A 26,177-nucleotide genomic window follows, 5' to 3' on the forward strand; every position below is an offset into this window, starting at 1 on the left:
CCCATCGTGATTAAGCGTAGATGCTTTCAACTATCTCCTTTAAGCCTGCAATACCTGCTTTAAGCCCATGTATCTTCCTCATGTAGAAATATGCCTTTCCACTATTCGTCAACATGTAATCATATTTCTTCTTTAACACGGATACGACAGGGCAGGTTCCCAAGGCTATGTCCACCTTCCGCGACAAGAGGAATTTCATCAGGGGAGAATAGGTGGAGGCAAGCTCAGGTGGCATTGTAACGAGAAGCTTGCCCCTCCTGGGCTCTCGATATTTTTCAAGTAAGCGCTTGAGAGCAACAAGCTCTTCTGGATGCGTGTGGGGACATCCTATATATCCTAAAACAGTCCCGCCTAGACCAGGCAACTCTCCAACATATTTTTCCACGTCGCTAGGTTCCAGGGTAATGGTTTCCTCTATCTCTGTTTTATAAGTTTCCCTAGGGGTTATGCCGTCGAGCACTGCTAGTGCATGGGATCCGGATGCCGCCATCGCTGCCAGTAGAGCTTTAATCTCGTGTAAAGGTTTCTCCCTAATCTTTACAACGGGGATGTCCCTAATGTTTTCCCCAATCCACAAGCCGGCTAGAGATAGGGGCTTATTATCAATTAATGGTGATAATTCGACCAGAACCCTTGCAACCCTGTTTTCAAGACTATGAAGACCGTGAAGATATGTGAAACCTGTTAAGGCTGAAGCCAGCGCTAAGGGCCCGCCCTCACGGTTTGTTCTAGCCCCGAAGTAGGAGTTGGCGAAAATCACGGCACTGCTCTCGCCCCATGCCAAGTGCTCGCCCGGCATCGGCGGTCTATGGTAGTAGGGTATGCAGGTGAACACGGGCTTACCGCCCATTCCAACCAGTGCTTCATCTATCAATGCCTGCTTGCTGAAATACTTGTTGTCAATTACCTGGGAGAGCATTCCGTAGTCGACGCAGCCTGGGTTTATGGTGGTGTAGACTCGGAACCTTGGCCTCTCCCTGTAGAAGTCTCTTAAGAACTCCAGCCCGGGTTCGCCTATGTTCGAGTATGAGACACCGGATACGTGTGCATGTGTGATTTCCACAAGTCTGTCAGAGCCCAGGGCCTCGCCTACTTTCACAATTATCTCGAGCGCTTTAGCGTAAACCCATCCGAACTCTCCTTTAAGCATTCTCTCCTGAAAAGGAGTGAGATACATTACTCGACAACAACCCTCCTATACTTATCCCATGGTTCATTGAATGGTTTCACAGCGAGGAAAATAACCTTATCCCCAATCCCTTCCCTGCTCCTGGGTTCTAGAGTACTGCCTTTGATATCTTTTAAGATTATTATGTCCTCGCTCCCTTTAAGCCTAGTAGCCAACGCCCACTCTACTTCCAATGGATTGTCGACGTCAATATCTTCGTCAACGATGAACACGTGTTTAACGCTAGGGTGGGCAGATATCGCAGCTAGTCCTGCTAGTTTCGCCTCGCCAGGGGAGTTCTGCTTCAACGATATGGCTACGTGGAGCCATCCGCCCCCGCCCTCGGTTAGCCGGACCTTCACAACCCCTGGGGCTACTTTCCTAACCTCCTCGTATATTAAAGGCTCCCTAGGGAAGCCCATTAGGAATTGGTGCTCCCATAACCCGGGGATTATTGCGTGGAATAGTGGGGTTTGGTGCTTGTTAACGTAGAATCCTGCTGGTTTGAAAACCGGCTGAAGCCTCTTACCATCCAGGAGCATCAGTATGTCTGTGAAAGGCCCCTCCTCGGCGAGTTCTCTTGATAAGACTCCTTCCACGACTACGCTGGCGTTTGCAGGTACAGGTATCTTGTACAATGGGGTTTTAACAACCTTGTTGTAGCCCGACATTGCCGCTGCCACGGATGCTTCGAAAACGCCTAACGGGGGAGTCATCGCAGCTGCTAACTCGAAATAGGGGTCTGCCCCAAGAACCATTGCGACTGGGGCGTCAACGCCTCTATCATGGTATTTCTTCATCAGGAAGTGGAGCTGCCTCGGGACTACTCTAATCGGGGCTTCTGCAGGGGATTTGTACATGGTTCTATGGTAGCTAGCGTTGCACGTCTTCTCGTAGCAGATGATGTATATGGAGCTTGTCAAGTACCGTGAACCATCATCCCTATAATACTTCACGAATGGGAGCGAGTCAAGCGTGTAGTCCCTTCTCTCAAAGTAGTCGTCGAACTCCACGGTATCGAGCAGTGCAGGATTCTCCAATGCTTTAATAACTCTACTGTAAACCTCTAAGTCTGTGGTAGCTTCAAACAAAGCATACACGTCTTTCCTCGCAGTCACCAGGTTGGTGTAGCCTGTGAACTCTGTTCCTTCAAGTTCGAACAGGAAGAGTTTTCCACGGTTTGAGGATGCTAACCGGGTGATTGCATAATCTCTCTCTACTTTTCCTAACTCCTCAACGGGTTTTCCGGCTTTACGGGCTGTTTCACGTATCAACTGTAGAGGGTTCAAGAGAACACCTCCAAAAACTCCTCGGTGAAATCATCCCTGAGCTTTATTGTTGAAACCTTCAGCTCACTAATCTTATCCGTGAACCTTGTTTTAATAATTATCCTCCTCCCTTGGAAATCAATTTTATCGATTAAAGCAGGGTAGTCTAAGCTGCCGTTGGAGACGGCGGCGTAGAGATTTCTCTCGGCGCCGGGTTCGAAAACAGCTATTTTAGCCACTCCAAACTCCTTTTTCAACCCTTCCTCCTCAACCCTTCTTACACTGCCGGCTAAGTAGAGCTTATCTGGGAGAAGTGAAGCGTGAGAGATTTTTCCTTCAACGTATTTCTCCACGCTTGCAACATCTACTGGAACACCTTCAAGGATGGGAAGACCATTGATGATTAGGTTTTCAAAATCGAGTTTAACTACTGGTGCCTCGTGAAGAAACTCTCTATATTTCATGCTTCTAAGAATCCTCCGCTCATCCCTGCTTCTAACCTTCCTCGTAGCAGGTATATTGAACTCTACCACTCTAACACCGTGAGCGCTGAACTTTCTGAAGTAAGGGGAGATATCGGCTCCGAAAACAACTATAACATCTGGTTTTAGAGCTGAAATAAGTGAAACCTTGTACCTCAGCCCTTTTTCATCTCTGATCCAGCCGTCAGTATCCACGATAACGTGAGTGCTCCCGGCTTTGAAGTATTCGGAGGCTAGTTCTTTAACAGCATTTATTATTTTCCAGATGTTTACGTGAGGCTTTACATCACCGATGAACCGTAGCTTCTCCGGCTTAGCCTCCCCTACCCATAGCACGGGCTCCGTAATCCTTCCAGCTGATACGAAACCGGGTGGTCCAATATTTGACTGGCCTACATCACCATCAACTATTGCGGGGCTCCCGCCCTTCTGCAACACAATGTTTGATAAGAGGGTTGCGAAAGATGATTTACCGCTATCGGTCCCGCCCACCAGCACTATTAGTCTACCAGGGTTTGAGGCCAGTTCCTGGCTGAGAGCGTACTTGGCAAGGTAGGGGTCGTCTTCCTCGAGGGGTTGCACGGAGGCTTCTTCACCCATCACCAAGTCCAGTTCTGAATCCTCAAGGGCCCGGATTATGTAGGTTTTAGTTTTATGAACTATCACCCTAGTTTTTTCAACGAATACTTTTCCGAGAACATCTATGGCGCCTTTCTTGACAAGTATGCTCACAGGCCCGTAAACCTTTAAGAAGCCCCCTTTTGAAACGCTTAGCTCGGGTGTCATGACACCTCAACACCTTTTTTCAAAGCTATCCGGTAAGCCGCGTACACGTCCTTGAACCTGAAAGGCCTAAGCCCTCTTTTCATCTTCCCGGCTATATACCGGATTTCGTCGCGGCTTTCAATAGCTGGGGAGGTTTTCTCCTCGGATACTATTTCAAAAGGTATTCTAAACTCCTTGCTTAAAACCTGCACCAGCTCTAATCCTTTAGGCGAAGCCCCTATTTTCACCCGGAAGCTCCGCGAGGGAATGCATTCTAGAAAATACTTCAAATCCTTTATGAAGCCGAGGAGATCGGTTTTCCCATAGTCTACCAGGGTTCCATCACCTAGGGCGACATAAGTGATGTACTTTCCAGGATCAACGCCTATGACGAGTTCCCGGAAGCTTTCAATTAGATATGTGGCTAAAACCGCCTGCTCGATCTTCCTGCAGTCATGCTTGGGGTCGTAAACCACTTCTAAATCCTTTCTCTCGGAGACGCTGTCAGCAATCTCCTTGTGATCGGTGTAGAAGACGCTCGATAACGGGATTTCACCGGGTTCATAGTAGTAGCTGAATAACACCCCCCGCTTCCTCAATAATTCCCGGACCTGCATAAACCATTCAGGGTCGTAGATGGCGATGACAAGGTGTTTTTTCTGCAACCTCTTAAACCATTATAATGGTTAATATTCCCCGGCTTATAATATCTATTGGGGATTGCGATAAGGAGCAGGGGATTAAGGATTCACGACCTGGTTTCGAAGTCCGCTATGTGCTTGTTCTACGGGGTAGCGGGAGCCGGTAAAACCAATATCTTGCTGACCCTGACAAGGGATTTGTGCAGGGAGGACGGCCCCTGCCTCTACATTTCCACTGAGGAAACGTTGCACTACGAGAAAGTGGGTAAGCAGGCTGAAAACTATGCTAACACGTTGTTCGCAGAGGTTCACGAGCTTGACAAGCTGCTGGAACTGTTCCTACAGCTTAGCTACATGGATTTTCGAATCCTGGTCGTAGACAGCATCAACTCTCTCTACAGGGCGGTTGCATACGAGGAGTCTTCCCTAGCAAAGTTCACTTTTTCACTGGGTTTTTTAAGAAGCATGAGCGTGCAGAAGGGTTTTAAAGTATTGGCGTCAGCACAGGTTCGGGCTGGAGAGGATGATGTTGAAGCCTCCGGCATGAGCCTCTTGGAATACTATTTCGACACGGTGTTTCAAGTAGGGTTTGAAAGGGATAAAAGGTTTGTCAAACTTGTCAAGCCAAAATATAAGGTGCCCCTGGTTAATTACTTTGAAATAAATGAGAAGGGAGCAGTGTGGGTGTAGCATGATAGAGGAGTATGTGTACTGGCTGGTGAAATTCTACATCCCAGTAATGGTTGCTAACGGGACTCCAGTACTTGTTAAAGGCGTGTTTCGAATAGACTCCGGTAGAGCCTTCGTCGACAGGAGACCTCTGCTCGGGTCGAACAAGACCTGGGAGGGTTTGCTCATAGGTGTTACCTATGCTTTCGTAGCGAGCTCGCTCATCTCTATTGTTTTCGACAACCCCTTCTACATTATCGGGGGGCTTGCAGGCCTCTTCGGGCTTTTAGGGGATTTAGCAGGGGCTTTCCTTAAAAGGAGGCTGGGGATCAAACCCGGCGACCCGCTCCCGGTGGTCGACCAGCTTGACTTCGTAACATTCTCCACGCTCTTCTACCTTGCAGTAGGTTTTGAGGAGTTCGCGGAAAACCCTGGCTACATTATTTCAACCTTCCTGCTCATATTGCTTCTCCATGTTGCCGCGAACAACTTGGCTTACTACATGGGTTTGAAGGATAGGAGATGGTAATATTTTTAATAGGATTTTCACGTTAAAGGAGTTAATTGAAGGTGTTTACGAATGAGGATACCGAAGGTAATAACGACATACTGCCCCAAGTGCAGGACACACACCGACCACTCAGTAGCGATCTACAAGCACGGTAAGAGAAGGAGCCTTGCCGAGGGAGAGAGAAGGTATGCTAGGAAGAAGAAAGGCTACGGCTCAAAAAGGAAGCCTGAGCAGAAGCGTTTCGCCAAGGTAACTAAGAAGACCGTGTTAAAGCTTAAATGCACCAAGTGCGGATATACCTTCCACACCGAGGGTATAAGGTTGAAGAAGGCTGAGCTGGTAGAGGTGGGTAAGTAGGTATGAGGAAGAGGAAACTACTCATACCTCAGCCTCGAAGCCGCTTCTACAAGGTAATATGTAAAACCTGCGGCGCTGAAAACATTGTTTTCAGCCACGCATCTTTCCCCACGAGATGCAAGGTCTGTGGAACACAGCTTGTGAAACCCACTGGTGGAAGAGCCCTAGTGCTCAAGGATAAGTCGGAAATCGTTGCGGAACTAGGCTAACCTATTCTTTTCTGGGTTAAGTTTAAATTAACTCCTGAATTATCCAATCAAAATGATGCGGGGGTGCCCGAGCTTGGTCAAAGGGGTCGGGCTTAGGACCCGATGGCGTAGGCCTGCGTGGGTTCAAATCCCACCCCCCGCACTCTTCTAAATCGTTCTAGCCCAGGAATTTGAAATTATCATAGTGGGATAATAATCAATTATGCGCTATATTAATAAAGAAATGATAAAAAGTTAGGGGTATAACAAGCTATTGCTGCTCCTGGGGAGGGGTTTCACGGGAGGGGGCCTTCCCGGTGGAAGCTTCTTTCCTACCCTTGCCGGGTTTCTGCTGAGCAGCTTGCTTAAGCTCTTCAACCTCCTGCTTCAACCTCTCCAACTGCGCTTTCAGCTCTGCAACCTCTTTTTCCTTCTCAGCAAGCTTTTGAACAGGATCGTATAGCACATGGTTTCCAGCACTGCATAAGAGTCTTCCTTCCTCATCAATCGTAAAATCTTGCCAGCCGTGCTCAGGGCATTTAACCTTCCCCGTTTCCCTGGAGAACTCTAACCCAGATAGTTTCTCATATATTTTTAAAACGCGTTCGTCACGATTGGCTGGTTTCTGTTCAACGGAGACCACCTGCCCAGTAACTATCCATGGAGGGATCCCGATTGTTTTGAGGAAGTCGGGGAGCTTTTCATAAGGAATGCTTATCCTGCCAAGTAATCCCGGTATTTCAACCTCCACTCTCCTAGCCCTGTCAAGGTTCTCTATAATCCTTATTCCTTTGAAATCTTCAATACTCTTATACACTCGCTTTATTACAAGTATAAGATATGTAAACAATCCAAGAGCTACTGCGGCCAGAACCCCCGCGGCAATAACCACCTGTAGGAGTAGTTCACCGGTGAGTTCAACCATATAACCACCTACACAGGATTTATTTGTGGGAAGGATTTGAAACTCCTACATTCTCCGTGAATACGAGTTTTCCCCATACACTCTATACGCGTATAAAAAATACGCATTTCCAACCCCACTTTTATACATTAACTTTATCCCCACAAATATTTAAACATTGTTGAAGAACAGGCATGAAAAACTTAACGCCGGGGGCGGGATTCGAACCCGCGCGCCCCGCAGGGGGCAGTGGGTCTCCCGGGAGAAGCCGGAAAGTCTCGAGCCCACCCCCTTAGACCGCTCGGGCACCCCGGCCGATCTAAATAGTATTGTGTAGGGCTTTTATAATGTTTAAAAGCCCCTCAAAGCCGGAGGTTTCTTCACCGTTCGGCTAGACGCCTGACGGCTCATCATCGGGTATGTTTTTAACAATGTTTTGAAAGGCAAATATTTTTTACCTGTAACCCTGGATCGCCTGCTTAACGAAGTATTTGTACACGGGGCTGGGCCTGAGCGGTCTGCTTTTAAACTCAGGATGTGCCTGTGTTCCAAAGTAGAACACTTTGTTATCCGCTAGCTCAATTATCTCGGCGAAGCCTTCCTCGCTCCAGCCACTGACTTTCAACCCCGCCCTCTCCAAAACCTCGACATACCTCGGGTTTACCCCGTACCTGTGCCTGTGCCTCTCATAGACTTCGGGCGCGTTGTAAACCTCCCACGCCCTCGTATTCTTCACTATCACTATCTTCTTATCACCAAGTCTAAGGGTTCCCCCCATGCTTGAAATGTTTCTCTGGCTTGGAAGCAAATCTATCACAGGATAGGGAGTCGCCGGGTCCAGCTCGGTGCTGTTAGCACCTGTTAATCCTAGCACGTTCCTGGCTGCTTCCACAACCATTAACTGCATGCCGAAGCAGATGCCCAGAACTGGCTTACCGCTCTCCCGGAGCAGTTTTATAGCCTTGATCTTACCTTCACTCCCCCTTCTCCCAAATCCTGGGAGAAGGATGGCTCCATCATTCTCGAGTAATTCCTCAGGGTTTTGCATGCCCTGCTCAATCTCGGTTGCCTCATACCAGTTTAGAACTAGCCTGACTTTTTCCCAGACAGCAGCGTGTCTCAGGGCCTCCACTATGCTGATGTAGCTGTCTCGAACCTTAGTGTATTTTCCGATAAGGGCTATTTTCACAGGCTTAGCTGATTCCTCATAGTTTTTAATAAACCCTTTCCACTCATCAAGCCTGATCTCTCTCTTCTTAGACAATCCCAGCCTGTTTAACACATAGTCTGCAACACCTTGCTGGTGAAGGATTAAGGGAACCTTGTAGATGAAGTCCACGTCGGGACTGCTGAACACAGCGTTCAAGGGCACGTTACCGTATAAGGCTATCTTATACCTCGCATCATCGTCGAGATAGGTTAGCGATCTAACTATTATGGCGTCTGGCTGGATACCTATTCTCCTCAGTTCTTGAATACTGTGTTGAACAGGCTTCGTCTTAACCTCGCCGCTAGGAAGGACCGGGGCTAGTGCCACGTGAATGAACATAGTGTTGGCCACTCCTTCCTCGACGCGGAGCTGCCTAATCGCTTCAAGGAATGGGAGACCCTCAATATCTCCCACCGTGCCGCCTACCTCGACTAGAACTATTTCAGACCCCGAGTCCTTCGCAATCCTTCTAATCCTATCCTTAATCTCGTTAGTCACGTGCGGGATAACTTGGACACACTGCCCCAGGTAATCCCCTCTCCTCTCTTTCTCCAGGACGCTGAAGTATATTTGACCAGATGTTATGTTGTTGTTTCTAGACAAGTCGGTGTTGAGAAAGCGCTCGTAATGCCCTAGGTCGAGGTCTGTTTCACCACCGTCATAGGTGACGAATACCTCGCCGTGCATGTAAGGATTCATTGTTCCAGCGTCAACGTTCAGATAGGGGTCTATTTTCACAGCGGTAACAGTGTAGCCAGCATCTTTCAGGAGTAAGCCTATGGAGGCTGTGGTTATACCTTTCCCGAGGCCTGATAGAACGCCTCCTGTTATGAAAACATACTTGGTCATGCGCCCATGAGAATCTATGAAAATTCTTGATTTATAAATCTACTCCTCCATAAAGTAATCCATGGTCTCCAACATTAAGTACAGGTATATTGGCTGGTTAGAGATACATAAAGCCTTGTCTATCTTGGCGAAAAGAGTTCTCGAGGAGTACAGCCCTGACACGATAGTGTCGATTGTCAAGGGAGGGCTGATACCTGCGAGAATAATTGGCGACATACTAGGTATTGATGAGATAGGCTATGTGGGCGTGAAATTCTACAAGGGGATTGACAAGAGGGGGGAGAAGCCGTTCGTGACTTTCACGGCTCTTCCCAGGCTTGACTATAAGAAAATCCTCATCGTTGACGACGTCATAGAGTCTGGGAGAACAATAAACACTGTAGTAGATTTACTGTCAAAATACAATTACTCAGGGTTGAAGTCCCTGGCCATCTTCGTCAAGCCATGGAGCCCGCTTAAGCCTGACTACTACTATGAAGTAGTTGACAAGTGGGTTGTGTTTCCATGGGAGATATGTGAAACGGTGAGGGAAGGCTTAGACATTACCCCGGATTTAGAGGATCCCTCGATACTTGACCATTGCACTCCTGCTTCAAGGGCAGAAAGAAAGCCGTGAGCACGACGTAGCCGAGAAGAGTCAGTAAAATACTGTACAGTAAGTAGGCTTCCTCGGCGAAAACCATTAGGGAGATTGAATCCAGCAGGCTGATAACCCAGTAGTTGGGGTTCTCTATGTGAGCATGCCCCCACCAGCTCACCGGAAACATGAAGAACCATATAATCACGAAGATTGAGTATATTATCGACAAACCCCTCCTGTAAGTATTGAAGCGGTCTATGACAAAGTACATGCTGGTGAAACCCATCATCGGGGCGAAGTATTGATAATTAACCCTCCAGTAGGTGGTTAGAAATATCAAGTATGAGATGTAAAAATTCTCTAGCGCGGACTCCATGCTGAACTGTTCTTTAAACAGCTTCAAGAAGAGGAGAGTGAATAGGATGAGAACAGGGATCCACCAGTTCGACGTCACCCAGGTGAAGTCTCCGCCTGTTTTCGAATTCATATAGGTTGCAAGGCTTGAGAACCCGTTGAAACTGTAGCAGAGAGGCGGTGTGTATCCTGGTGTACCAGTGTTTTTCAAAGCCTGGTAGTATATAATTAAGCTTCCAGGACAGAAGAGCTCGAAGGGCATGTAAGTAATAAGCAAGCCGGTTGCGAAGCCTAAAACCCCGGCAACCACCCTCTTCACCTCTTTAAGGAAAGGTCTGCAAGCGTAAGCTGCAATGACAAGTGCTGGCAAAATAACGTTAGGCTTTACTGCGACGGAGAGACCTGCGAGAGCAGACACTATAACAGTGTCTCTAACAGAGTCGATGCCCCGTTTTAGAAGAAGGAGAATGGATAATGCTTGAGGAAAGAACGCTACCGCGTCGAACATTCCGTATATTGATGAGATGTAGATTGTAGCAGGGTTTAAGTAGTAAAAACCTGTTGCTAACAGTGCCTTCCGAGGAGATAGTTGCTTAACAATAAGGTAAATGGTTAACGCCGATAAGGTATCGAATAGTATGAAAACTGATTTAGAAGCGATGATCCAGTCCACTGGGACGTACACATGGTATACTCCTGCCTTCCAGAAATGGGCTACAGGTGTCGGCGCAAGCATTCTCGGGACTGATAAGAGAATTACTAGGATGGGGCCGTACGGGTATGGCCATGGATACGGCCAGTTTTCACCTATGTGCGATCCTGTACTGGAGTATTTGAAAAAGCAAAGGGTTTTAGATAGGAAAGTATCAGCGAAGCCTGCGAACTGGGCTATGTCGCTACCGCTCGTGTATGGAGCTAGGGAAAGCCTGACTATCAGCCCCGCTCCAATAATGATGACTAGAAGTGCTACGTGACGGGTTACCCGTATTCTCAAGCTATATTCCCCGCATCAGGGCGACGAGCAGTCTCTGGAGTCTGCGGGGCATTGACGCGAAAGGGGTGGGCTGCCTATAGATTAAACCCCAGTGCTTCACGTATTTCTCAGAGGACTTATCAAGCAACTCCATGTCTTCGCTGTCAAGACTTATTGATAAAGCCTTAGCATACTCTGTAATTCTTGCAGGATTAGTGGTTCCGACAATGGGTATTGCGCCCTTGTTAATCAACCATGCTAAGGCTACGGCTGATTTAGGTGCGCCGTGCTTCACAGCCGCCTGGTTCAACGGGTCTTGAAGCTCCCTGTCTTCTGAAGCGGTTTTAAACACGCTGTCCACTCTCTGGGCAAACGTCTTAGCCCTTGTTAAACCGGCTAGGGCTCCTTTAGCGAGAGGGCTCCACGCTAATAAGGCTATATTGTTTCTTCTCATGTAGTCGAGGAGCTCGTTCTCCACCAATCTGTACGCGAGGCTGTACTGTAGCTGGTTGGCAACAGGCTCTACTCTCTTAGTACAGCTTAACGCTTCCTCCAGCTCCTTCAACCCGTAGTTTGACAGCCCGTAAGCAGTAACGTAGCCCTGGGTCACAAGGGATTCAAGAGCGTTGACAACACGGCATATTTCATCCTTTTTCCGAGGAGGCCAGTGGTGGAGAACTATATCCGGTTTAAACCCCAGCCTCTTATGGCTGTTTTTAAATGCTTTCAGGAACTCTTCGAAAGCAGGTTTGCGGAATCCCGCGATTTTCGTTACCACTACGAACTCTTCCCGGGCGTTGAGTCTGAGAACAGCTTCGCCGAGCAGCCTCTCCGATCTCCCATTCCCATATATTTCAGCAGTATCGATCAGGTTTATACCGTGTGCCATAGCCGTGCTTAAGAGCAGTGAAACCTGCATCGTGGACAGGCTTGTACCCCACAGTTTTGATGAAAACTGCCATGTTCCAAGACCGAGCCTGCTGACCTTCAGCCCTGCATGCTTCAGCTCGATCAATGCCATAAAACCACCTAGGGTTGCACGGTGAAGTAAATCCTCTTCTTATTCTTCCCCTTGTTCTCAATCCTTAGGAGAACGATCTCACCTATCTCCAACGTATTCCTCACGTGAGGACCGCCATCTGCCTGCACGTCAACCCCAGGTATCTCAACTATTCTAAGCCTATCCACGGAGGGCGGCATTTTAGCAGCCAGCTTCACCACGCCAGGTATCTTCAGCGCATCCTCTCGTGGTAGCCAGTAGATTCTTACCTCCAGAGCCTGTTTAACAATCTCGTTCGCTTTTTCAACAGCCTTTAGGAATGCTTCTCTGTCAAAAACCTCCATGCTGTAGTCATCGTACCCGTATTCCTCGGAGATGTTTCCGCCGGTTATAAGGGCGTTGTAGTCTCTGTACATTATAGCCGATAATATGTGTGCAGCTGTGTGAAGCCTCATCAACCTGTATCGCCTATTCCAGTTAAGCTTCAACCACACCTTGACTCCTACGGGAGCATCCACTCCTTTTTCAAGCTCGTGGATCAATAATCCTGAATCCTTGTCATAATATACGTTTACCACTGGGATTTCAAGCCCTTTGAGAACAACCCATCCCGTGTCATTATCAACACCACCGCTCTTGGGATGAAAGATTGTCTTATCCAGGATGAGCTTGTTTGGAAGAGTCTTGAGGACTGTGGCCTCCAACTCTCTCAGATAAGAATCATGCTGGTAAACCAGTTCCGTCAAACTCTGCACCACTGTGAGTTATTATCTCGCCGGAGAATATTTAACTTAATAATAGCCGGGCGGGGATTCGAACCCCGGTCGCGGGGTATCTTCCGAGCGGACCAAAGCCCCGCATCCTTGGCCGCTAGACGACCCGGCTATCAATAGAAGTATATTTCCAGAGGGATTTTTAACCTTCATTACTTAGGAGGCTGATTTAAAAACTTTTTCAACGAGGCATTTTTTAAGTATTTCTAAAAATTTATAAGGGGATTATTTCAAAGATTTAAAGGCTGGTGTTTCCTTATGGAGGATACCCATGTTGAGAATACTTCTGTAGAAACAGGCAAGGAGTCGAAGCCGAAGCCACCGTGCCCGCATGAGAAACTAGTGTACGATAGTGAGCACGGGGAGTATGTTTGCCTGGAAACAGGCGAGGTTGTTGAGGAGAAAATAATAGATGAGAGGCCGGAGTGGAGGGCCTTCACCCCGGAGGAGCGGGGTAGGAGAGCTAGGACTGGAGGACCATTAACCACTACTGTTCACGACATGGGGTTTGCAACCGCTATCGACTACTCTAACAAGGATGCTGCGGGCAGGAAGCTTATGGGTAAGAGGCAGGAGTTGATAAAGCTTAGGAAGTGGCAGGCTAGGACGAGGATACTCACAAGCATGGATAGGAATTTGGCGCAGGCAATGAACGAGCTGGAGAGACTGGGAGACTTGTTGAACCTTCCATCACACGTTAAGGAGGAAGCTGCTAGAATATACAGGGAGGCGGTTGAGAAAGGGCTTGTAAGGGGGAGAAGCATTGAGAGCGTGATAGCTGCAGCTGTTTACGTTGCGTGCAGGGAGCTGAAGGTTCCGAGATCGCTTGATGAAGTGTCAAGGCATACCCGTATAGGGAGGAAGGATATTGCAAGATGCTACAGGCTACTTCTCAGGGAGCTGGATATTAAAGTAGGCACCACCGACCCTGTCGACTACGTTCCTAGAATAGTTCACGCACTAGGGTTGCCGGGCACTGTTGTTAAGAGAGCTGTCGAGCTCTTAAACGTGGCAAGGGAGCACGGGGTCACAGGGGGCAAGGATCCCGCTGGGCTTGCGGCTGCGGCTGTTTACGTGGCAGCCCTGGAGGTTGGCGAGAAGAGGACTCAGAAAGAGGTAGCCCATGTCGCAGGAGTTACTGAGGTAACGGTGAGGAACAGGTATAAGGAGCTGGCGAAAATTTTTGGTTTAGACGCAAACGCTGTTTGATAGCGGGCTAGTCCAGTATCAAAATGTTTTCAGGCTGGAAGCCAAACTCGTCAATCAATATTTGTTTAACCTTGTGCCTATGATCTCCTTGAAGCTCGATCCTGCCTTCTTTGAAGGTTCCGCCAGTAGCTAGCTTTGTCTTAAGGGTTTTAGCGATTTGTTTTAAAAGATTCTTATCGTCTGGAAGCCCTTCTATTATTGTTACTTCCTTGCCAAACTTCCTCTCGTCAAGCCTTATCTTGATAACCTGTTGCTCTATGGATAGCTGCTCGCACAGCTCCGGAGGAAGTCCACCGCAGAGAGACTCGTCCAGGCTCGAATACATCACCATATCCAACCTGTACCTGTTTGTGTCTATAATAATTATCTAGCACTCCCTTAAAAATTTATAATTAGGATAACGGCTTGGATTAGGTTGGGTGAGGCTATGGTAAAATACAGATGTGGTAGATGCGGCCACGTGTTCGACCCGGAGGAGATGAAGGTTTTCGGCAGAGGCAAGGTCAAGTGTCCCAGGTGCACCTACGAGATAGTTTATAAATTGGCTAAGCCTTACAGGCTTGTCAAAGCTATTTAGCAATTCTAATAGATTTATCCATCGCCATTACTTCTAGGATGATTTTCCCGGCCAGCGCGCTTGTAACATCGTTAACGTCCACTAACGGGTTAACCTCGACCAGGTCGAAGCCCATCACCCTGCTTCCGGACTCGAATATTTTCTTGATAACTCGTAGAAGTGTGAAGGGGTCCATGCCTAGCGGCTCAGGGTTTCCAACCCCTGGAGCGTAGGCTGGGTCTACAACATCGATGTCCAGGCTGATATAGGTTCGGCCAAGGTTTTTAAACTCCTTACTCACCGTTTCCAGATCCTTCAAGTCCAGGATGTTTAGCATTCTCAACCCGGAAGCTCTTACATAGTCGAGCTCATCCTTACTATAAGCTCTCGACCCGATGTGCAGTACGTTTAAATCCAATTCTTCAACAACTCTTCTTAGGAAGGTTGCATGGTTGTATCTCGAGTTTAAATACTCGTTCCTAAGATCCAGGTGGGCGTCGAAAACCACTAGCGTGTCAACGTCTTTGCCGAACGCTTTCATTATAGGGTATGTGATAAGGTGTTCTCCCCCTATGAATATTGGGAGGGTATTCGGGTAAAGGCTTCGAATCTCTCTCGCAGCATCCTCGATTATTCTCAAACCCTCTTTAACGTCTCCTGGTGGAAGAACCAGGTTTCCAATATCATTGATCCTCTCATCCTCAAGGATCAGCCCTGTTAAGATGCTGTAGAATTCAAGGTTGCAGGATGTAGACCTCACAGCATCGGGCGCGAAACGGGTTCCCGGCTTATAGGTAGTGGTAGAGTCGAAAGGAATTCCTAGCAGGCTCCACCCTGAATGAGCCTTTGGAAGGCATGCGAAGCTAATGGTTTCCTGTGCCAGCAGCTCTAACACTCCCATTTCAAACACCGCCTGCTATAAATGCTTATATAAAGTTAATTAAATTATCATTCCGTAATTAGAGGGGGGTTTAGTGAGCAGTAGTGAAGAGATTTATGACGCAGTAATGGATCTTGCAAGGAGAAGAGGCTTCTTCTGGGGTTCTTTCGAAATATACGGGGGAGTTGCCGGTTTCTACGATTACGGCCCTCTCGGTGTTTTACTTAAGAGGAGGATCCAGGATTTATGGCTGAAGCATTTCGTCTACTCAAACGACATGGTTGTGGAAGTGGAGACCCCTATTATTAATCCTAGAGTCGTATTCAAGGCCAGCGGGCACGAGGAAAGCTTCACAGACCCGGTTACCGAGTGTTTAAAGTGTGGAAGGATCTACAGGGTTGACCATCTTCTCAAGGAGGTTCTCGGGGTAGAAGCAGAGGGGTTGTCTCCTGAGGAATACAAAAAGATTATTGTCGAGAGAAACGTTAAATGCCCAGTATGTAATGGAGAGCTGGCCGAGCCCTCTTACACGCTTCTACTGTTTAAAACAGAGATAGGACCCTACAAGGGCTCACTGGGTTATTTAAGGCCGGAGAACGCCCAGGGCATGTTCGTGAATTTCGCTAATGTTCTAAGAATAACCAGGAATAAGCTACCTTTAGGCATTGCTCAGGTGGGGAGGGTTGCGAGGAATGAGATATCGCCGAGGCAGGGCTTACTCAGGCTGAGAGAGTTCACCATTATGGAGATAGAGTTCTTTTTCGACCCTGAAACCGTTGCCGAGGATATTCGCGAATACCTGTCTCAAGACATCCTTGATGAAAAACTGAATGTTCTGACAGCGGAGGACAGGGAGAAAGGGGTTTCGGAACCTAGGACGTACACTGTTAGAGAGCTTATAGAAAACGGCGTAGTGAAGACTCCATGGCTTGCTTTATGGATGGGTGTTGGAAGCAGGTTCCTAAGGGATATTGGAATAGATCCCGCGAGAACAAGGTTTATCGAGAAGCTTCCAAAAGAGAGAGCACACTACTCTGCGCAAACATTTGACCAGGAGGTTAAGACCGAGAAGTATGGGTGGATCGAGGTAGCAGGCTACGCCTACAGGACCACGTACGACCTGGAGAGACACATAATGTTCAGTAATGCAGACCTAACCTTTTTCAAACGGTTCGAGAAGCCTATGGAGAAGACGGTGAGAAAGGCTTTTCCAAACGTTTCAAAAATACGTGAAGCCTTCGGAGACAAGTACTCCGAGTTCATGAAGAAGCTGTCAGAGAAGCGGCCTTCAGAACTTTACGAGGAGCTTGAGAAGGCAGGCTTCATAGAGGTTAATGGTTCAAGGCTGGGCAAGGAGTTCTTCACGTTTAAAGAGGAGGTTGAGAAAATCCACGGAGTCAAGATAATCCCCCATGTGGTTGAACCATCGTTCGGTCTGGAAAGGCTTCTCTACGTTGTGCTGGAAAACAACCTCAAGATAAGGGAGGAGAAAACCGTTCTAACCCTCCCACCGCAAATAGCTCCATACCATGTAGCGGTTTTCCCGTTGGTGACTGGTTCGAGACCCGAACATAAGAAAATCGTGGAGTTAGCGAGGAAAGTATACTGGGATCTCGTCAGGGCAGGCTTCAACTGTATTTACGACGACGACGGCAGTATTGGGAGGAGGTATGCAAGGGTTGATGAGATAGGAGTTCCCTTGGCGATAACTGTGGACTACCAGAGCATTGAAGACAACACTGTAACAGTGAGGGACAGGGATACTACTCAGCAAGAGAGAGTTCATTTAAACGACTTGAAGAAACACCTGGCCGAGAAGCTTGGGATCACTGTTTTTTAACCAGCATAATCTAAAACTAAGATATGACATATATAATTATGGTGGAATCCGATGAGTGAGGGAGAACAGGTTAAGAACACTCAGGAGCGGCAACAGAAACCAGATATTTCAAAACTAGTCTCGATCATACCGCCAGCTTCCGAGCTGAAGAAGAAAGAAAAGATACTTTCCGAGAAAAGATTAAGGGTAAAGTATGATGAATCTTTGAAGGAGCCATTGGCCAAGATCCCCAAGCCTATTGCCGGAATGCTTGGGATTAAGGACGGGGATAGCGTTGAAGTAGTCGTTGCCGGTAGGAAAAAATTCATGTTTAAAGCACTGGTTATTGAATCACAGGAAGAGAACACTATTTACGTACACCCGGATGAGCTTAAGTTGAACGGGGTGGCTGACAATAGCATCGCAACCCTTAGAAAATCGAGACAATGATGTTGATGAGACATCCCTGTACTCCTTGATGAAGTCGCTAGTTGACAAGTACGAGGAAACTCTTTCACAAGCTAAGGTAGCAACGGGTTATGTTGGAGTAGACGATAACCGGGTAATGGTCTTCCTTAAAGGGCTGGATAAGCTACTGGAGGAGTCAGCTCTTCTATCCTTGAACCCTGATAGATTCTCAAAACAATATTTGACGAGCAATTTGGGGAGATTCGTTAGAGCGTACTATAGCTACTTAAAGATTATCGGGATACCGTATTTAATAGACTTGCTGGAAGAGCTTCTTGAAAAGCTTGAAAACTCGACTTGCAAGGAGTGTGTTGACAAGACAAGGAGTTTAATAACTGGTTTCAATCAGCTCCTGGGCACTCTACGATCTCGAGAAGAACCCCTTTAACATACCTGGGGGCAACCTCCTTTATCAGGACTCTTGCCTTGCAACCGTCAATCTTTCCCGAGAACTTGGGTCCTTTTTCAACGAAGACAACCGGTCCATGTTTGACCGGGTACCCGTACACACCTCTCTCAGTCTCCAACAGGAATACTTCTACGGTGCTCCCTTGAAGAGTTTTCTTCATTGCATAATTATATTCTTCTACACGCTTTTTCATTAACGATATGATCTCCTTGTTAAACCCTAGCGGGAGCCTCCTCATCGAGAACGAGGTCTGCGGCAATGGAATGTATTTGTACAGCGTTATTTTCTCCACGTTGGTGCCGGCCAGCTCGTCTACGAGGTTTAGAGTTTTCAAGTAGGTTCTCGAATCCATGAAAGGCAAACCGTACATTAGGTAGACGTAAGGTCTCAAACCATTTTCGCTCAGGAGTTTCGAGGCCTTGACAACGTCTCCGGGGCTTATGGGCTTGCCCAGGACGCGGTTGTTGAACTCTGCATCCCCTGTCTCACAACCTATGTGAATGGTTGTGCCTTTCAAGTACTTCCCCAGGAGAGAAGCCACCTCTTGGTTCACGAGGCATGCCTTAACATTCTCAATGCTGATTGTAACGGATCCTTTTTCAACCTCCCTGATTGATGCGAGCTGGCTTAACAGTTCTTCAATCGCCTCGATATTAGCAGGGGGGTTGCACGGGTCTGTCAGAACTCCAGCTTCGCATTTTTCCACCCTATAGTAGTCGAGAAAGTCTGGAGCGCTTAACACTATTCTCCTAGCACCGTTAGCGATCAACTCCTCCACCTCTCTCCGAACCGCCACGGGATTCCTCGACCTAGGCGGGCCGAAAAGGTATGGGACACTGCAGAACCCGCACCCGGGTGGAATGCTCGCAGGGCATTCAAGCCTTTCAGCCAGCGATCCAACCCTACACTTAAAGCACTCTAAGCATCCAAGGTTTTTTAAGAGAGGCCTATGGTAGTTGCTGCACCCCCTAACCACTTCAACGTATATGCGAAACACTGAGGGAGGTTTGTAAGATTTGTCCACCATGGTCCAAGGTTTCACAATATTTAGCAACTCCTCAGGGGTGTGCACATGTGGGCCGGTGGCCACGACCTGCCCCTTCTCCCTGTAAACTAGTGCGGGTACTTTGCTAATCTCGCAGGATTCTTCGACAACGCATTCAACGAATTTTCGCAGGGGTATCTCGGCCTCCCCAATTATCAGGTAGTCTGCTTCCCTGTAAAGCCTCAGTATATCTGCTCCCTCGCTACTGACAGGACCTCCGAGGACTATTTTACCCTTGAACCCTTTCCTTCGCAGTTTTGAGACAAGCTTCTTGACAGCTACCTTGTCGCTAGTCATTGCTGAGACCATTACGAATTCGTAATCGAGATAGCTTGAAGGATTCCTGTAAACCTCCTCGTACGGTTTAAGAAGCGTTTCATATTTCTCGGCAAGGAGGCCTGCAACAACCCTTGGCCCGGAGCCGACGACGTCAAAGGTAGAGTACCTGCTCCCCTCAGCCCTTGCCAATGCGTCAACCACTAGAAACCTCGGCAAGCTTCATCACTTTGAAAAATGGTATTCTTAAATACCCTCAAATAAATTAGTAGAAAACGGGGAGATAGATGAGCGCGGTAGAAAACAGCTCGCTGGCAGAGCTGACAGCGGTCGAGTATTTAGTCAATTTTTCGAGAATCGTGGAAGAGGCTGCGAGGCTGATAGACTCACTTGTCAACGCTTATGTTGATGGAAACGATGTCCACAAGCTATATGAGAGGTTTATTGAAGTGAAAACAAAGGCTGAGGAGACGAAGACCATAGTAATGGAGTATCTTGTTAAGAGTAGCGAGGTAATGAGGTACTCTAGAAGCTATATTGAGGTAGTGTATGATTTTGAAAAAATAATCCAGCACCTCGACGGTGTAGCATACAGGATTGTCCTGTTGAAAGATAATAATGTGCAATTAGACAGGGAGCTTGTGTCAACAATAAGAGTTATGACTAACATCATCAGGAAGCAGAGGGATTCACTAGAGCTGGCTCTTTCAAAGCTGACAACGGCTCCGAGGAAAATAATGAGCGATCTTAACGAGATAGTCAAGCTGGAAGAGGAAGCAGACGACTTGTTCAGGAGGATAACATTCCACGTGTATTCGAAACTAGCTAACAACTTGACAGGCTTAATGGTGTTGAAAGATATTATAGAGTACCTTGAAGACGTCTGCGACGATTTCAGAAACATCGGTGAGGAAGTACGGTACTTAGCCCTGGTGAGAGGGATTTAGAAGCGGGAGAGTGCAAAGGATTCCTCTTACATAATAGAGCTGTTGTCCTTGACTACAAATGTGCTAATGAACTCTACTGGGACGGTTATTTCGGCTCCTTCCTAGGCGTCGTCAAACCTAGAGAGAGGAATATCTCCAGCCCCCTGGAGCTCTCACTGATAGAGGCAGCCTATCTCGTTGAAGCAGGGAGAATTAAAATCCTCTACTCAAACAGGGAGGTAGGCTTCAGCGAGCTTTACGAATGGGGTAGGGAGAGGATAAAAAGATTTCCAGAGCTCTACGCTGTATTCAAAGACTTGAGGACCAGGGGCTTCGTGGTGAGGAGAGGGTTGAAGTTCGGCTGTGACTACCTAGCTTACAAGCTTGGCCCAGGAATAGACCATGCACCTTTCGGCGTTCAGGTTTACAGGGGTGGGGAGGAAATAGATCCTATAGAGCTGGTGAGAATGGGGCGGTTGCTTCACTCGGTTAGGAAGAAGCTGGTAGTGGCTGTGGTGGAGAATGGCGGAGTTCAATATTATGAGTTCGACTGGTGGAAACCCTAGCCTAATCTATTTAAACTTTTTTAGAAATATGATTTACTCAAGTCGGTTATAATCGGAAGGGCTGGTCTGAATAAGTTGCGAGAGGGGTATGCTACTTGAACAGCTACCATGGATACGAGAGAAGAGAAGGATACCATAGAGGGTATCACAAGCCCCGTGACGACTATCAGAAACAGCCATCCAGGAAGGATTACGAGCAGAGGGAGAGGGTTCTCCAGCCCCAGCCGCTTGGGGATCGCTGCAACCCGCTCTGCCCATTTTTCATATGCAACAAGGCAGCACTGTTCACGCTTAACAAGCCTTTCCGCGGAAAATACATGAGAGTAGCCTACTGCAGGCTTACAGGCGGAGAGTGCATAGGGAGCGAGTGCCAGTATTCTGGTTGCAAGATAAACGCGCTCCTGCCTGATGGAAGGTGTGCTAAGGCCTTGGAGAAGAAGACGAGGCATGTGAGTGACGAGGAGTTGTTCAGGGAGTTGCAGTCGATCGAGGACTATGATATCTCAGATTTTGCAAGATAATTAACAAGGGTTTTTAAGGCTGTTCTAACCCGGGGTTTTCAGCTAGCTTTCCATCTACGATATATATCGTGCTCAACGCCGAGGGCGTCAAGGATTTTACCCACTATGAAGGAAACCATGTCATCTATGCTTCTTGGTTGATGGTAGAACGCGGGCGAGGCTGGGAGGATAACAGCCCCTGCCATGCTGAGCCTGTACATGTTGCGCAAGTCCACCGGGGATAACGGGGTTTCCCGTGGCACAATAACCAGTTTACCTTTAAGCCTTAGAACAGATAATGCTACACGTAAGAGAAGGTTGTCCTGGACACCAGTTGCAAGCTTTGCCACAGTATTCATCGATGCTGGTACGATAACCATGTCAGCTCCCACAAGCCTGCTACTACTTGCAAGCGGGGATTCCAGCTCATCCTCGCTGTAAACTCCTTTCAACCCGCTAACGGTTCTTAGAAACTCTGAGAGCCGTAGTCCAGTCTCCTCTATGGAAACCTTCTCAGCCGCTATCGTGTAGACAACGTAAACGTTGCTGTACTTTCTACTCAACAGGTTGGTCAGCGAGACCAGTTTAACACTATATGGTATGCCGCTGGCCCCTGTGATGCCTATCACAAGCGTGCTCATGAGGTATCAATCCTGCGCGGGGTCATCACTCTATCAGACCTTTCGAGCCCTTTCATCACTTACTTGTTATGAGTATTGGAAAATATAAAATCACTCATACAGCTTAGGTTAATACGATGAAAAAGCCTAGTTGTTGCTTGAAAGGCGATGACTTTTGATCACACCGCGGGGAATACCTGTCAAGGTTTTAAACAAGCTCGTGGAAGAGCTTAATCAGAGAGGATTATATGCTGAAAGACACTCTTACAGTATAAGAATGATGTATCAGGGAAGGTTTGTCGCAAGCCTTCACCTATATCCAGGGTTCAACCAAGCCGTCCTGAGAGTGTATGGGGAGAGCGAGAGAATTAATAAAACAGTTGAAGAAGTGGTAGAAGAGCTGGTTAAGAAATACCTGGGGGACTTAGAACTCAACGTCCAGGCAAAACCTCTATCTTTTTAATTCAAAATTAGTTAAAACTAATGGATGAGAAATATGTGCAGACTTCTCACTGCGTGGCTTGGAAAAGACGGCTTGGAAAAACTAGAGCTTATTATGGAGGCTTTCGTGAAAAGCAGTGAGCATGACAGGTATTTGGAGAAAGCCAGCGGTGGAAAATCATTATCGCACGATGATGGATGGGGGATAGCGGCTATAGGGTTGGTTGGAGGGAAGCCCAGCATCATCCAGCATAGATCGATTCGCCCTGTTTTCGACACTGAGAGCTTGAGAATGATTAATCTCATAGTGAGCAGGCTGAAACGATATGAGGAAGCCGTGCTGCTAATCCATTCTCGAAAAGCCTCCAGAAGCGAGCCCTACGGCGAGGAGTATTTGCACCCATTCATAACACTATTAGAGAATGGTGCCACATGGTTTGCTCACAACGGGGGAGCGGATAAGCTGAGGCTTGCCAGCCTCCTTGGAGTTTACCCATGGATCAGGGTTGACTCCGAGCTCCTAGGCTATTTCCTCATAGAAAAAATCGGAGACTGCCTGGGAGAGCAAGAGGCGCTTGACCAGTGCGTGGTTAAAGCTTATGATTCATCAAAAGAGTTCATACCATCCTGCAACGGGTTCAACACTGGATTAATGATGCTGCTCGGTAATAATCCCCACCTGTACCTAACCCACTGGGTTGGACAACCCTGCGGTGATCAAGTACTTCTCGACTACTACAAGATCGCCACGTTCAGGATTGCCGACTCCTTAGCCGCAGGCTCGATCACGATTTTAGACTATCTTCCACAGGACTCCTCGATAAGTGAGATCACAATTCTTGAGCCAGGCTTATATAAGGCTTCGAAAACCAGCTTCGTTAGGCTGAAGCCTTATTAACTGGATGTGACCACGGTATGAAGGTTTACAGGATAGGCTTCCTAGTTAACCCGATAGCTGGGATGGGTGGAAGGGTTGGTCTCAAGGGAACTGATGGATACGCTTTCAAGCTCGCGCTGGAAAGGGGTGCTCAGCCGGAGTCTCCTCTGAGAGCGCTACAGTTTCTGAACGAGGTAAATGCTAAAGGATTTCAGATCTTAGCAGCACCGGGGATCATGGGAGCAGATATTGTTCGGAAAAGCAGGCACGCGAGCAGGCTGGCTGAAATCGTCGGAGAGATCGGCGAGGTCACTACAGCAGAGGATACGCGAAGGATTGCCAGGTTAATGTTGGAGAAAGGGATAGACCTCTTGGTTTTCGTTGGAGGTGATGGAACAGCCCGCGATGTTGCAGACGCGATTGATCAAGCAGTTCCGGTGATCGGCGTGCCGAGCGGGGTTAAAATGTATAGTAGCGTGTTCGCCGTGAACCCGAGGGCTGCTGCGGCCCTACTCGAAGCCTTCCTGAAAGGTGAGGCAGCTATTGTTGAGAGAGAAGTTCTAGATATTGACGAGGAGGCATTCCGCAGGGATGAACTCGTCATCCGCCTCTACGGATATTTGAAAACCGTTTACCACCAGGAAATGACCCAGGGAGGGAAAACATTATTCTCGAGCATCGATGATGAGGAGAATAAAGAAGCCATAGCAAGGTACGTTGTCGAGAACATGTCCCAGGACACCGTGTATGTTCTAGGCCCCGGGTCAACTGTTAAAGCGATAGCAAGGGCTCTGGGGCTGGAGTACACTATGCTGGGAGTAGATGTCGTATTGAACGGGAAGCTACTCTACAAGGACGCGTGGGAAGCTCATTTGCTGAAACTTTTAAGGGACTATGGCAGGGTGAAAGTCATAGTAACCCCTATCGGCGGCCAAGGCTTCATATTTGGCAGAGGGAATCAGCAATTCTCCCCTAGGTTTCTCAGCGGGATTGATAAAAACGATATCATAATAGTTTCAACCGAGTCGAAAATAAGGAGTCTTGACCGTCTCCGGGTTGACACAGGGGACCCAGCGGTTGACCACCGTCTCAGAGGATATTACAGAGTTATTGTTGATTACAACAGGTATGTGGTTATGAAGGTTGTTTGATGGAAACCTTTTAATATTCTAATAAGCCATAATATCCAGGGATAGTGTTAACTAGGTGGAGGTCATGAGTAAGAACTATGAAACACTCGGCAACCTGAAACCAGGCAGCTTCATAATAATTGATGGAGAACCATGCAGGATAGTTGAAATCTCAAAGGCGAAGACAGGGAAGCATGGGAGCGCGAAGGCAAACGTAGTAGCGATCAGTCTTTTCACAGGGAACAAGAAAACGCTCGTTGCTCCAGCCGACTCGCAAGTAGAGGTTCCAATCATTGATAAGAGAGTTGGACAGATAATCGCGGACATGGGGGAGCAGTTCCAGTTAATGGATATGGAGAGTTTTGAAACTTTCGAAGTGGACAAGTCCAGTATTGAGGAGGATTTACGGGCTAAGCTGAAGCAGGGTAGTGAGGTAGAATACTGGGTCGTAATGGGTAAAAGATTGATAATAAGGTTGAGGTAGCAGAATACTATTTAAAAACTCCGTTGAAAAATGTTTTTACTCCAGATCCGGTATGAAGGGCGGTTTCTCAGACAAGCCTATAATCGGTATTGAAACACCCGGCTTAGGCTGCTTGGCGAATTCAAACCTCTCCTCACTTGTTGAAACCACCACGTAGTTTGCCTCAGAAAGCATCGGGTGCTCAGCAGGGTTCACAATATAGTAGTAAAATAATGGGAGACCGTAATACTTGTAATAATCCCTGAAAACACCTAGAATCCCGATCACGATCTTATCTTTCAGCCGGAACCTGATAATGTAGGTTAAAGCCTGAGGCGTGACCGTTGAGACAGCCAGCCTTACGAGATCGTTAATCGAGTTGACTTTAACCGGGAGAACCTTCTCTTCCATGATTCAACTCCAGTTTAAACAAATCCTTAAGGTAGCTAAATAACTTAGCTTTGACGTGTTCGGATAATTCATCCCGCGGTTTACTAGGCTCATCTCCTACAATTATCAGTGAAGGAGTTTCCTGTTCATACTTGACCACGATCTCTCCTTCTTTGGAAACAACTATTGAAGGAGTAACATGCTGGGTTTTTCCTTCCTTATCGACCACGAACCCGCCGGGTATGATTAGTTTCTGGTTGAAAATATAGGAGAGGGATTTGGCGATTTCAACCGTTTTCCCCATGTTTTGGAGGAGCGGAGAGGCTGAAAGAATGAGTGTGGAAGCCCCTAGGAGCCTGCACGCTCTAAGTAGCTCGGGTATGAGGATTTCCTCGTCGTGCAAAACCCCGTAGGAAAAATTGCCCAGGTTGAAAACAAACAGGCTTCTTCCACGTGCAAACCCAAGCTTCTCCTCAACTGGAGATAGAAACATTTTTCTCTGGGAAAAAGGATTATTGTCCTCTGCGTGCGGTGTGTAGAGGAAGGTTGAATGATAGATTGCGTGCCCAGATACTTCTACAATGCCCGGCAGGAAAATATTTATTCCATACGTGTTAGAAGCGAATTTGAACACTTTCTGTACTAGATGCGTTTTCGAAACACCAAACCGTTTCTTCAACTCCTGCTTGCTGAGCTTTAAGGGGTTGTAGAAACCTATTACTGGGCCATGGGGCAGTGAGTAGGGAAGGATTATTGTCTTAATGTTCAACTCGTTAGCGTAGAATACAATCCTCCTTGCTTTCTCAATATTCATGTTTAACCCGTCAAGTACCACGGGTATATGAGCTATGCCTATCCTGGAGTGGCCAGTTTCCTCGGTATTTATGATTTCAAACCCGCTAGTCATACA

At 47.5% G+C, this 26,177-nt stretch carries 31 protein-coding genes, 3 tRNA genes and 1 pseudogene; 18 read left to right on the forward strand and 17 right to left on the reverse strand.

All coding sequences use genetic code 11. The annotated features are described in order from the left end of the window. Positions 1 to 10 precede the first annotated feature (10 nt). The 4 genes from IMZ38_RS03590 to IMZ38_RS03605 are packed head-to-tail and all read right to left on the reverse strand — an operon-like array spanning position 11 to position 4,348. Positions 11 to 1,177, reverse strand: a complete 1,167-nt coding sequence (locus tag IMZ38_RS03590; protein ID WP_193436788.1) for an aconitase X catalytic domain-containing protein — start codon at positions 1,175 to 1,177, stop codon at positions 11 to 13. Beyond that, complete coding sequence (locus tag IMZ38_RS03595; protein WP_193436789.1) at positions 1,177 to 2,457, reverse strand: UbiD family decarboxylase; 1,281 nt, start codon at positions 2,455 to 2,457, stop codon at positions 1,177 to 1,179. Before IMZ38_RS03595 ends, IMZ38_RS03590 begins: the two co-directional genes overlap by 1 nt. Continuing rightward, positions 2,454 to 3,704, reverse strand: coding sequence for a Clp1/GlmU family protein (locus IMZ38_RS03600; protein ID WP_193436790.1), 1,251 nt, complete (start codon positions 3,702 to 3,704; stop codon positions 2,454 to 2,456). Before IMZ38_RS03600 ends, IMZ38_RS03595 begins: the two co-directional genes overlap by 4 nt. After that, a complete protein-coding gene (locus tag IMZ38_RS03605) occupies positions 3,701 to 4,348 on the reverse strand; it encodes a hypothetical protein (protein ID WP_193436791.1) in 648 nt (215 codons plus the stop codon). The genes IMZ38_RS03600 and IMZ38_RS03605 overlap by 4 nt, the downstream gene beginning before the upstream one ends. 48 nt (positions 4,349 to 4,396) lie before the next feature. Between IMZ38_RS03605 and IMZ38_RS03610 the strand changes: the two genes are divergently transcribed. From IMZ38_RS03610 to IMZ38_RS03630, 5 genes are all read left to right on the forward strand, one after another. After that, on the forward strand, positions 4,397 to 5,014 hold the full coding sequence (locus IMZ38_RS03610; RefSeq protein ID WP_193436792.1) for an AAA family ATPase: 618 nt from the start codon (positions 4,397 to 4,399) through the stop codon (positions 5,012 to 5,014). 1 nt (position 5,015) lies between these two features. After that, the gene (locus IMZ38_RS03615; RefSeq protein ID WP_193436793.1) at positions 5,016 to 5,522 is read left to right on the forward strand and encodes a CDP-archaeol synthase; all 507 of its coding nucleotides are present in this window, start codon (positions 5,016 to 5,018) and stop codon (positions 5,520 to 5,522) included. 51 nt (positions 5,523 to 5,573) lie between these two features. Continuing rightward, complete coding sequence (locus tag IMZ38_RS03620; RefSeq protein ID WP_013130023.1) at positions 5,574 to 5,861, forward strand: 50S ribosomal protein L44e; 288 nt, start codon at positions 5,574 to 5,576, stop codon at positions 5,859 to 5,861. 2 nt (positions 5,862 to 5,863) lie between these two features. Further along, the gene (locus tag IMZ38_RS03625) at positions 5,864 to 6,070 is read left to right on the forward strand and encodes a 30S ribosomal protein S27e (protein ID WP_193436794.1); all 207 of its coding nucleotides are present in this window, start codon (positions 5,864 to 5,866) and stop codon (positions 6,068 to 6,070) included. 57 nt (positions 6,071 to 6,127) lie between these two features. Further along, positions 6,128 to 6,212, forward strand: a tRNA-Leu gene (locus IMZ38_RS03630). A 108-nt stretch (positions 6,213 to 6,320) separates the two neighbouring features. Here the strand turns inward: IMZ38_RS03630 and IMZ38_RS03635 are convergent. The 3 genes from IMZ38_RS03635 to IMZ38_RS03645 all read right to left on the reverse strand — a co-directional run bounded on the left by IMZ38_RS03635 (position 6,321) and on the right by IMZ38_RS03645 (position 9,012). Further along, positions 6,321 to 6,974, reverse strand: coding sequence for a hypothetical protein (locus IMZ38_RS03635; RefSeq protein ID WP_193436795.1), 654 nt, complete (start codon positions 6,972 to 6,974; stop codon positions 6,321 to 6,323). Positions 6,975 to 7,160: 186 nt separating this feature from the next. After that, positions 7,161 to 7,268 (reverse strand) — tRNA-Ser (locus IMZ38_RS03640). Positions 7,269 to 7,407: 139 nt separating this feature from the next. Further along, positions 7,408 to 9,012 (reverse strand): CTP synthase, encoded by a 1,605-nt coding sequence (locus IMZ38_RS03645; RefSeq protein WP_193436796.1) that lies wholly within the window; start codon positions 9,010 to 9,012, stop codon positions 7,408 to 7,410. 61 nt (positions 9,013 to 9,073) lie between these two features. Between IMZ38_RS03645 and IMZ38_RS03650 the strand changes: the two genes are divergently transcribed. Continuing rightward, positions 9,074 to 9,628: a phosphoribosyltransferase gene (locus IMZ38_RS03650; protein WP_193436797.1), complete on the forward strand. Its 555-nt coding sequence runs from the start codon at positions 9,074 to 9,076 to the stop codon at positions 9,626 to 9,628. On the opposite strand, the gene IMZ38_RS03655 is transcribed toward IMZ38_RS03650, so the two are convergent. The 4 genes from IMZ38_RS03655 to IMZ38_RS03670 all read right to left on the reverse strand — a co-directional run bounded on the left by IMZ38_RS03655 (position 9,555) and on the right by IMZ38_RS03670 (position 12,804). Beyond that, positions 9,555 to 10,940 carry a hypothetical protein gene (locus IMZ38_RS03655; protein ID WP_193436798.1) on the reverse strand — a complete coding sequence of 462 codons (1,386 nt, stop codon included), beginning with the start codon at positions 10,938 to 10,940 and terminating at the stop codon, positions 9,555 to 9,557. The genes IMZ38_RS03650 and IMZ38_RS03655 overlap by 74 nt on opposite strands. Before the next feature lies 1 nt (position 10,941). After that, positions 10,942 to 11,940 carry an aldo/keto reductase gene (locus tag IMZ38_RS03660; protein ID WP_193436799.1) on the reverse strand — a complete coding sequence of 333 codons (999 nt, stop codon included), beginning with the start codon at positions 11,938 to 11,940 and terminating at the stop codon, positions 10,942 to 10,944. Positions 11,941 to 11,948: 8 nt separating this feature from the next. Continuing rightward, positions 11,949 to 12,665, reverse strand: a complete 717-nt coding sequence (gene alaXM / locus IMZ38_RS03665) for an alanyl-tRNA editing protein AlaXM (protein ID WP_193436800.1) — start codon at positions 12,663 to 12,665, stop codon at positions 11,949 to 11,951. 52 nt (positions 12,666 to 12,717) lie between these two features. Further along, positions 12,718 to 12,804 (reverse strand) — tRNA-Gln (locus tag IMZ38_RS03670). A 146-nt stretch (positions 12,805 to 12,950) separates the two neighbouring features. Between IMZ38_RS03670 and IMZ38_RS03675 the strand changes: the two genes are divergently transcribed. Continuing rightward, on the forward strand, positions 12,951 to 13,901 hold the full coding sequence (locus IMZ38_RS03675; protein WP_193436801.1) for a transcription initiation factor IIB: 951 nt from the start codon (positions 12,951 to 12,953) through the stop codon (positions 13,899 to 13,901). 7 nt (positions 13,902 to 13,908) lie between these two features. On the opposite strand, the gene yciH is transcribed toward IMZ38_RS03675, so the two are convergent. Next, positions 13,909 to 14,226: a translation initiation factor gene (gene yciH / locus IMZ38_RS03680; RefSeq protein WP_052891824.1), complete on the reverse strand. Its 318-nt coding sequence runs from the start codon at positions 14,224 to 14,226 to the stop codon at positions 13,909 to 13,911. A 102-nt stretch (positions 14,227 to 14,328) separates the two neighbouring features. On the opposite strand from yciH, the gene IMZ38_RS03685 reads away from it, so the two are divergent. Further along, the gene (locus IMZ38_RS03685) at positions 14,329 to 14,478 is read left to right on the forward strand and encodes a TFIIB-type zinc ribbon-containing protein (protein ID WP_193436802.1); all 150 of its coding nucleotides are present in this window, start codon (positions 14,329 to 14,331) and stop codon (positions 14,476 to 14,478) included. Here IMZ38_RS03685 and speB read toward each other — a convergent pair. Then, positions 14,471 to 15,358: an agmatinase gene (speB, locus tag IMZ38_RS03690; RefSeq protein WP_193436803.1), complete on the reverse strand. Its 888-nt coding sequence runs from the start codon at positions 15,356 to 15,358 to the stop codon at positions 14,471 to 14,473. The two genes, IMZ38_RS03685 and speB, sit on opposite strands and share 8 nt — an antisense overlap. Positions 15,359 to 15,431: 73 nt before the next feature. Here speB and glyS point away from each other — a divergent pair, with 73 nt between their 5' ends. From glyS to IMZ38_RS03705, 3 genes are read left to right on the forward strand one after another with little or no spacing between them, the layout of a single operon-like run. Further along, positions 15,432 to 17,177, forward strand: a complete 1,746-nt coding sequence (gene glyS, locus IMZ38_RS03695; RefSeq protein ID WP_193436804.1) for a glycine--tRNA ligase — start codon at positions 15,432 to 15,434, stop codon at positions 17,175 to 17,177. A 51-nt stretch (positions 17,178 to 17,228) separates the two neighbouring features. Beyond that, positions 17,229 to 17,606 (forward strand): hypothetical protein, encoded by a 378-nt coding sequence (locus tag IMZ38_RS03700; RefSeq protein ID WP_193436805.1) that lies wholly within the window; start codon positions 17,229 to 17,231, stop codon positions 17,604 to 17,606. Between the two features lie 28 nt (positions 17,607 to 17,634). Next, positions 17,635 to 18,012 carry a hypothetical protein gene (locus IMZ38_RS03705; RefSeq protein ID WP_193436806.1) on the forward strand — a complete coding sequence of 126 codons (378 nt, stop codon included), beginning with the start codon at positions 17,635 to 17,637 and terminating at the stop codon, positions 18,010 to 18,012. Here the strand turns inward: IMZ38_RS03705 and IMZ38_RS03710 are convergent. After that, positions 17,966 to 19,573, reverse strand: coding sequence for a B12-binding domain-containing radical SAM protein (locus tag IMZ38_RS03710; protein ID WP_193436807.1), 1,608 nt, complete (start codon positions 19,571 to 19,573; stop codon positions 17,966 to 17,968). The two genes, IMZ38_RS03705 and IMZ38_RS03710, sit on opposite strands and share 47 nt — an antisense overlap. Before the next feature lie 68 nt (positions 19,574 to 19,641). Here IMZ38_RS03710 and IMZ38_RS03715 point away from each other — a divergent pair, with 68 nt between their 5' ends. The 3 genes and pseudogenes from IMZ38_RS03715 to IMZ38_RS03725 all read left to right on the forward strand — a co-directional run bounded on the left by IMZ38_RS03715 (position 19,642) and on the right by IMZ38_RS03725 (position 21,367). Next, on the forward strand, positions 19,642 to 20,301 hold the full coding sequence (locus tag IMZ38_RS03715) for a DUF47 domain-containing protein (RefSeq protein ID WP_193436808.1): 660 nt from the start codon (positions 19,642 to 19,644) through the stop codon (positions 20,299 to 20,301). 26 nt (positions 20,302 to 20,327) lie between these two features. Beyond that, positions 20,328 to 20,846, forward strand: a pseudogene (gene endA / locus IMZ38_RS03720) (tRNA-intron lyase); the annotation flags it as partial. 95 nt (positions 20,847 to 20,941) lie between these two features. Then, on the forward strand, positions 20,942 to 21,367 hold the full coding sequence (locus tag IMZ38_RS03725; protein WP_193436809.1) for a hypothetical protein: 426 nt from the start codon (positions 20,942 to 20,944) through the stop codon (positions 21,365 to 21,367). A gap of 38 nt (positions 21,368 to 21,405) precedes the next feature. Here the strand turns inward: IMZ38_RS03725 and IMZ38_RS03730 are convergent, their stop codons facing one another. Further along, positions 21,406 to 21,987 carry a UbiX family flavin prenyltransferase gene (locus IMZ38_RS03730; RefSeq protein WP_193436810.1) on the reverse strand — a complete coding sequence of 194 codons (582 nt, stop codon included), beginning with the start codon at positions 21,985 to 21,987 and terminating at the stop codon, positions 21,406 to 21,408. A gap of 154 nt (positions 21,988 to 22,141) precedes the next feature. Between IMZ38_RS03730 and IMZ38_RS03735 the strand changes: the two genes are divergently transcribed. The 4 genes from IMZ38_RS03735 (at position 22,142) to IMZ38_RS03750 (ending at position 24,898) form a co-directional block, all read left to right on the forward strand. Then, positions 22,142 to 22,429 (forward strand): hypothetical protein, encoded by a 288-nt coding sequence (locus IMZ38_RS03735; protein WP_193436811.1) that lies wholly within the window; start codon positions 22,142 to 22,144, stop codon positions 22,427 to 22,429. Positions 22,430 to 22,453: 24 nt separating this feature from the next. Beyond that, complete coding sequence (locus IMZ38_RS03740; RefSeq protein WP_227410929.1) at positions 22,454 to 23,305, forward strand: class II glutamine amidotransferase; 852 nt, start codon at positions 22,454 to 22,456, stop codon at positions 23,303 to 23,305. Positions 23,306 to 23,322: 17 nt separating this feature from the next. Continuing rightward, positions 23,323 to 24,435, forward strand: coding sequence for an ATP-NAD kinase family protein (locus IMZ38_RS03745; protein ID WP_193436812.1), 1,113 nt, complete (start codon positions 23,323 to 23,325; stop codon positions 24,433 to 24,435). A 64-nt stretch (positions 24,436 to 24,499) separates the two neighbouring features. Further along, positions 24,500 to 24,898 carry a translation initiation factor IF-5A gene (locus tag IMZ38_RS03750; protein ID WP_193436813.1) on the forward strand — a complete coding sequence of 133 codons (399 nt, stop codon included), beginning with the start codon at positions 24,500 to 24,502 and terminating at the stop codon, positions 24,896 to 24,898. Between the two features lie 36 nt (positions 24,899 to 24,934). Here the strand turns inward: IMZ38_RS03750 and IMZ38_RS03755 are convergent, their stop codons facing one another. Then, positions 24,935 to 25,288: a hypothetical protein gene (locus tag IMZ38_RS03755; protein ID WP_193436814.1), complete on the reverse strand. Its 354-nt coding sequence runs from the start codon at positions 25,286 to 25,288 to the stop codon at positions 24,935 to 24,937. Further along, entirely contained in the window at positions 25,263 to 26,174 is a 912-nt protein-coding gene (locus IMZ38_RS03760) for a carbon-nitrogen hydrolase family protein (protein ID WP_193436815.1), read from the reverse strand. The genes IMZ38_RS03755 and IMZ38_RS03760 overlap by 26 nt, the downstream gene beginning before the upstream one ends. Between the last annotated feature and the right edge of the window lie 3 nt (positions 26,175 to 26,177).

The sequence above is a fragment of the Thermosphaera aggregans genome (assembly GCF_014962245.1).
Lineage (GTDB): Archaea > Thermoproteota > Thermoprotei_A > Sulfolobales > Desulfurococcaceae > Thermosphaera > Thermosphaera chiliense.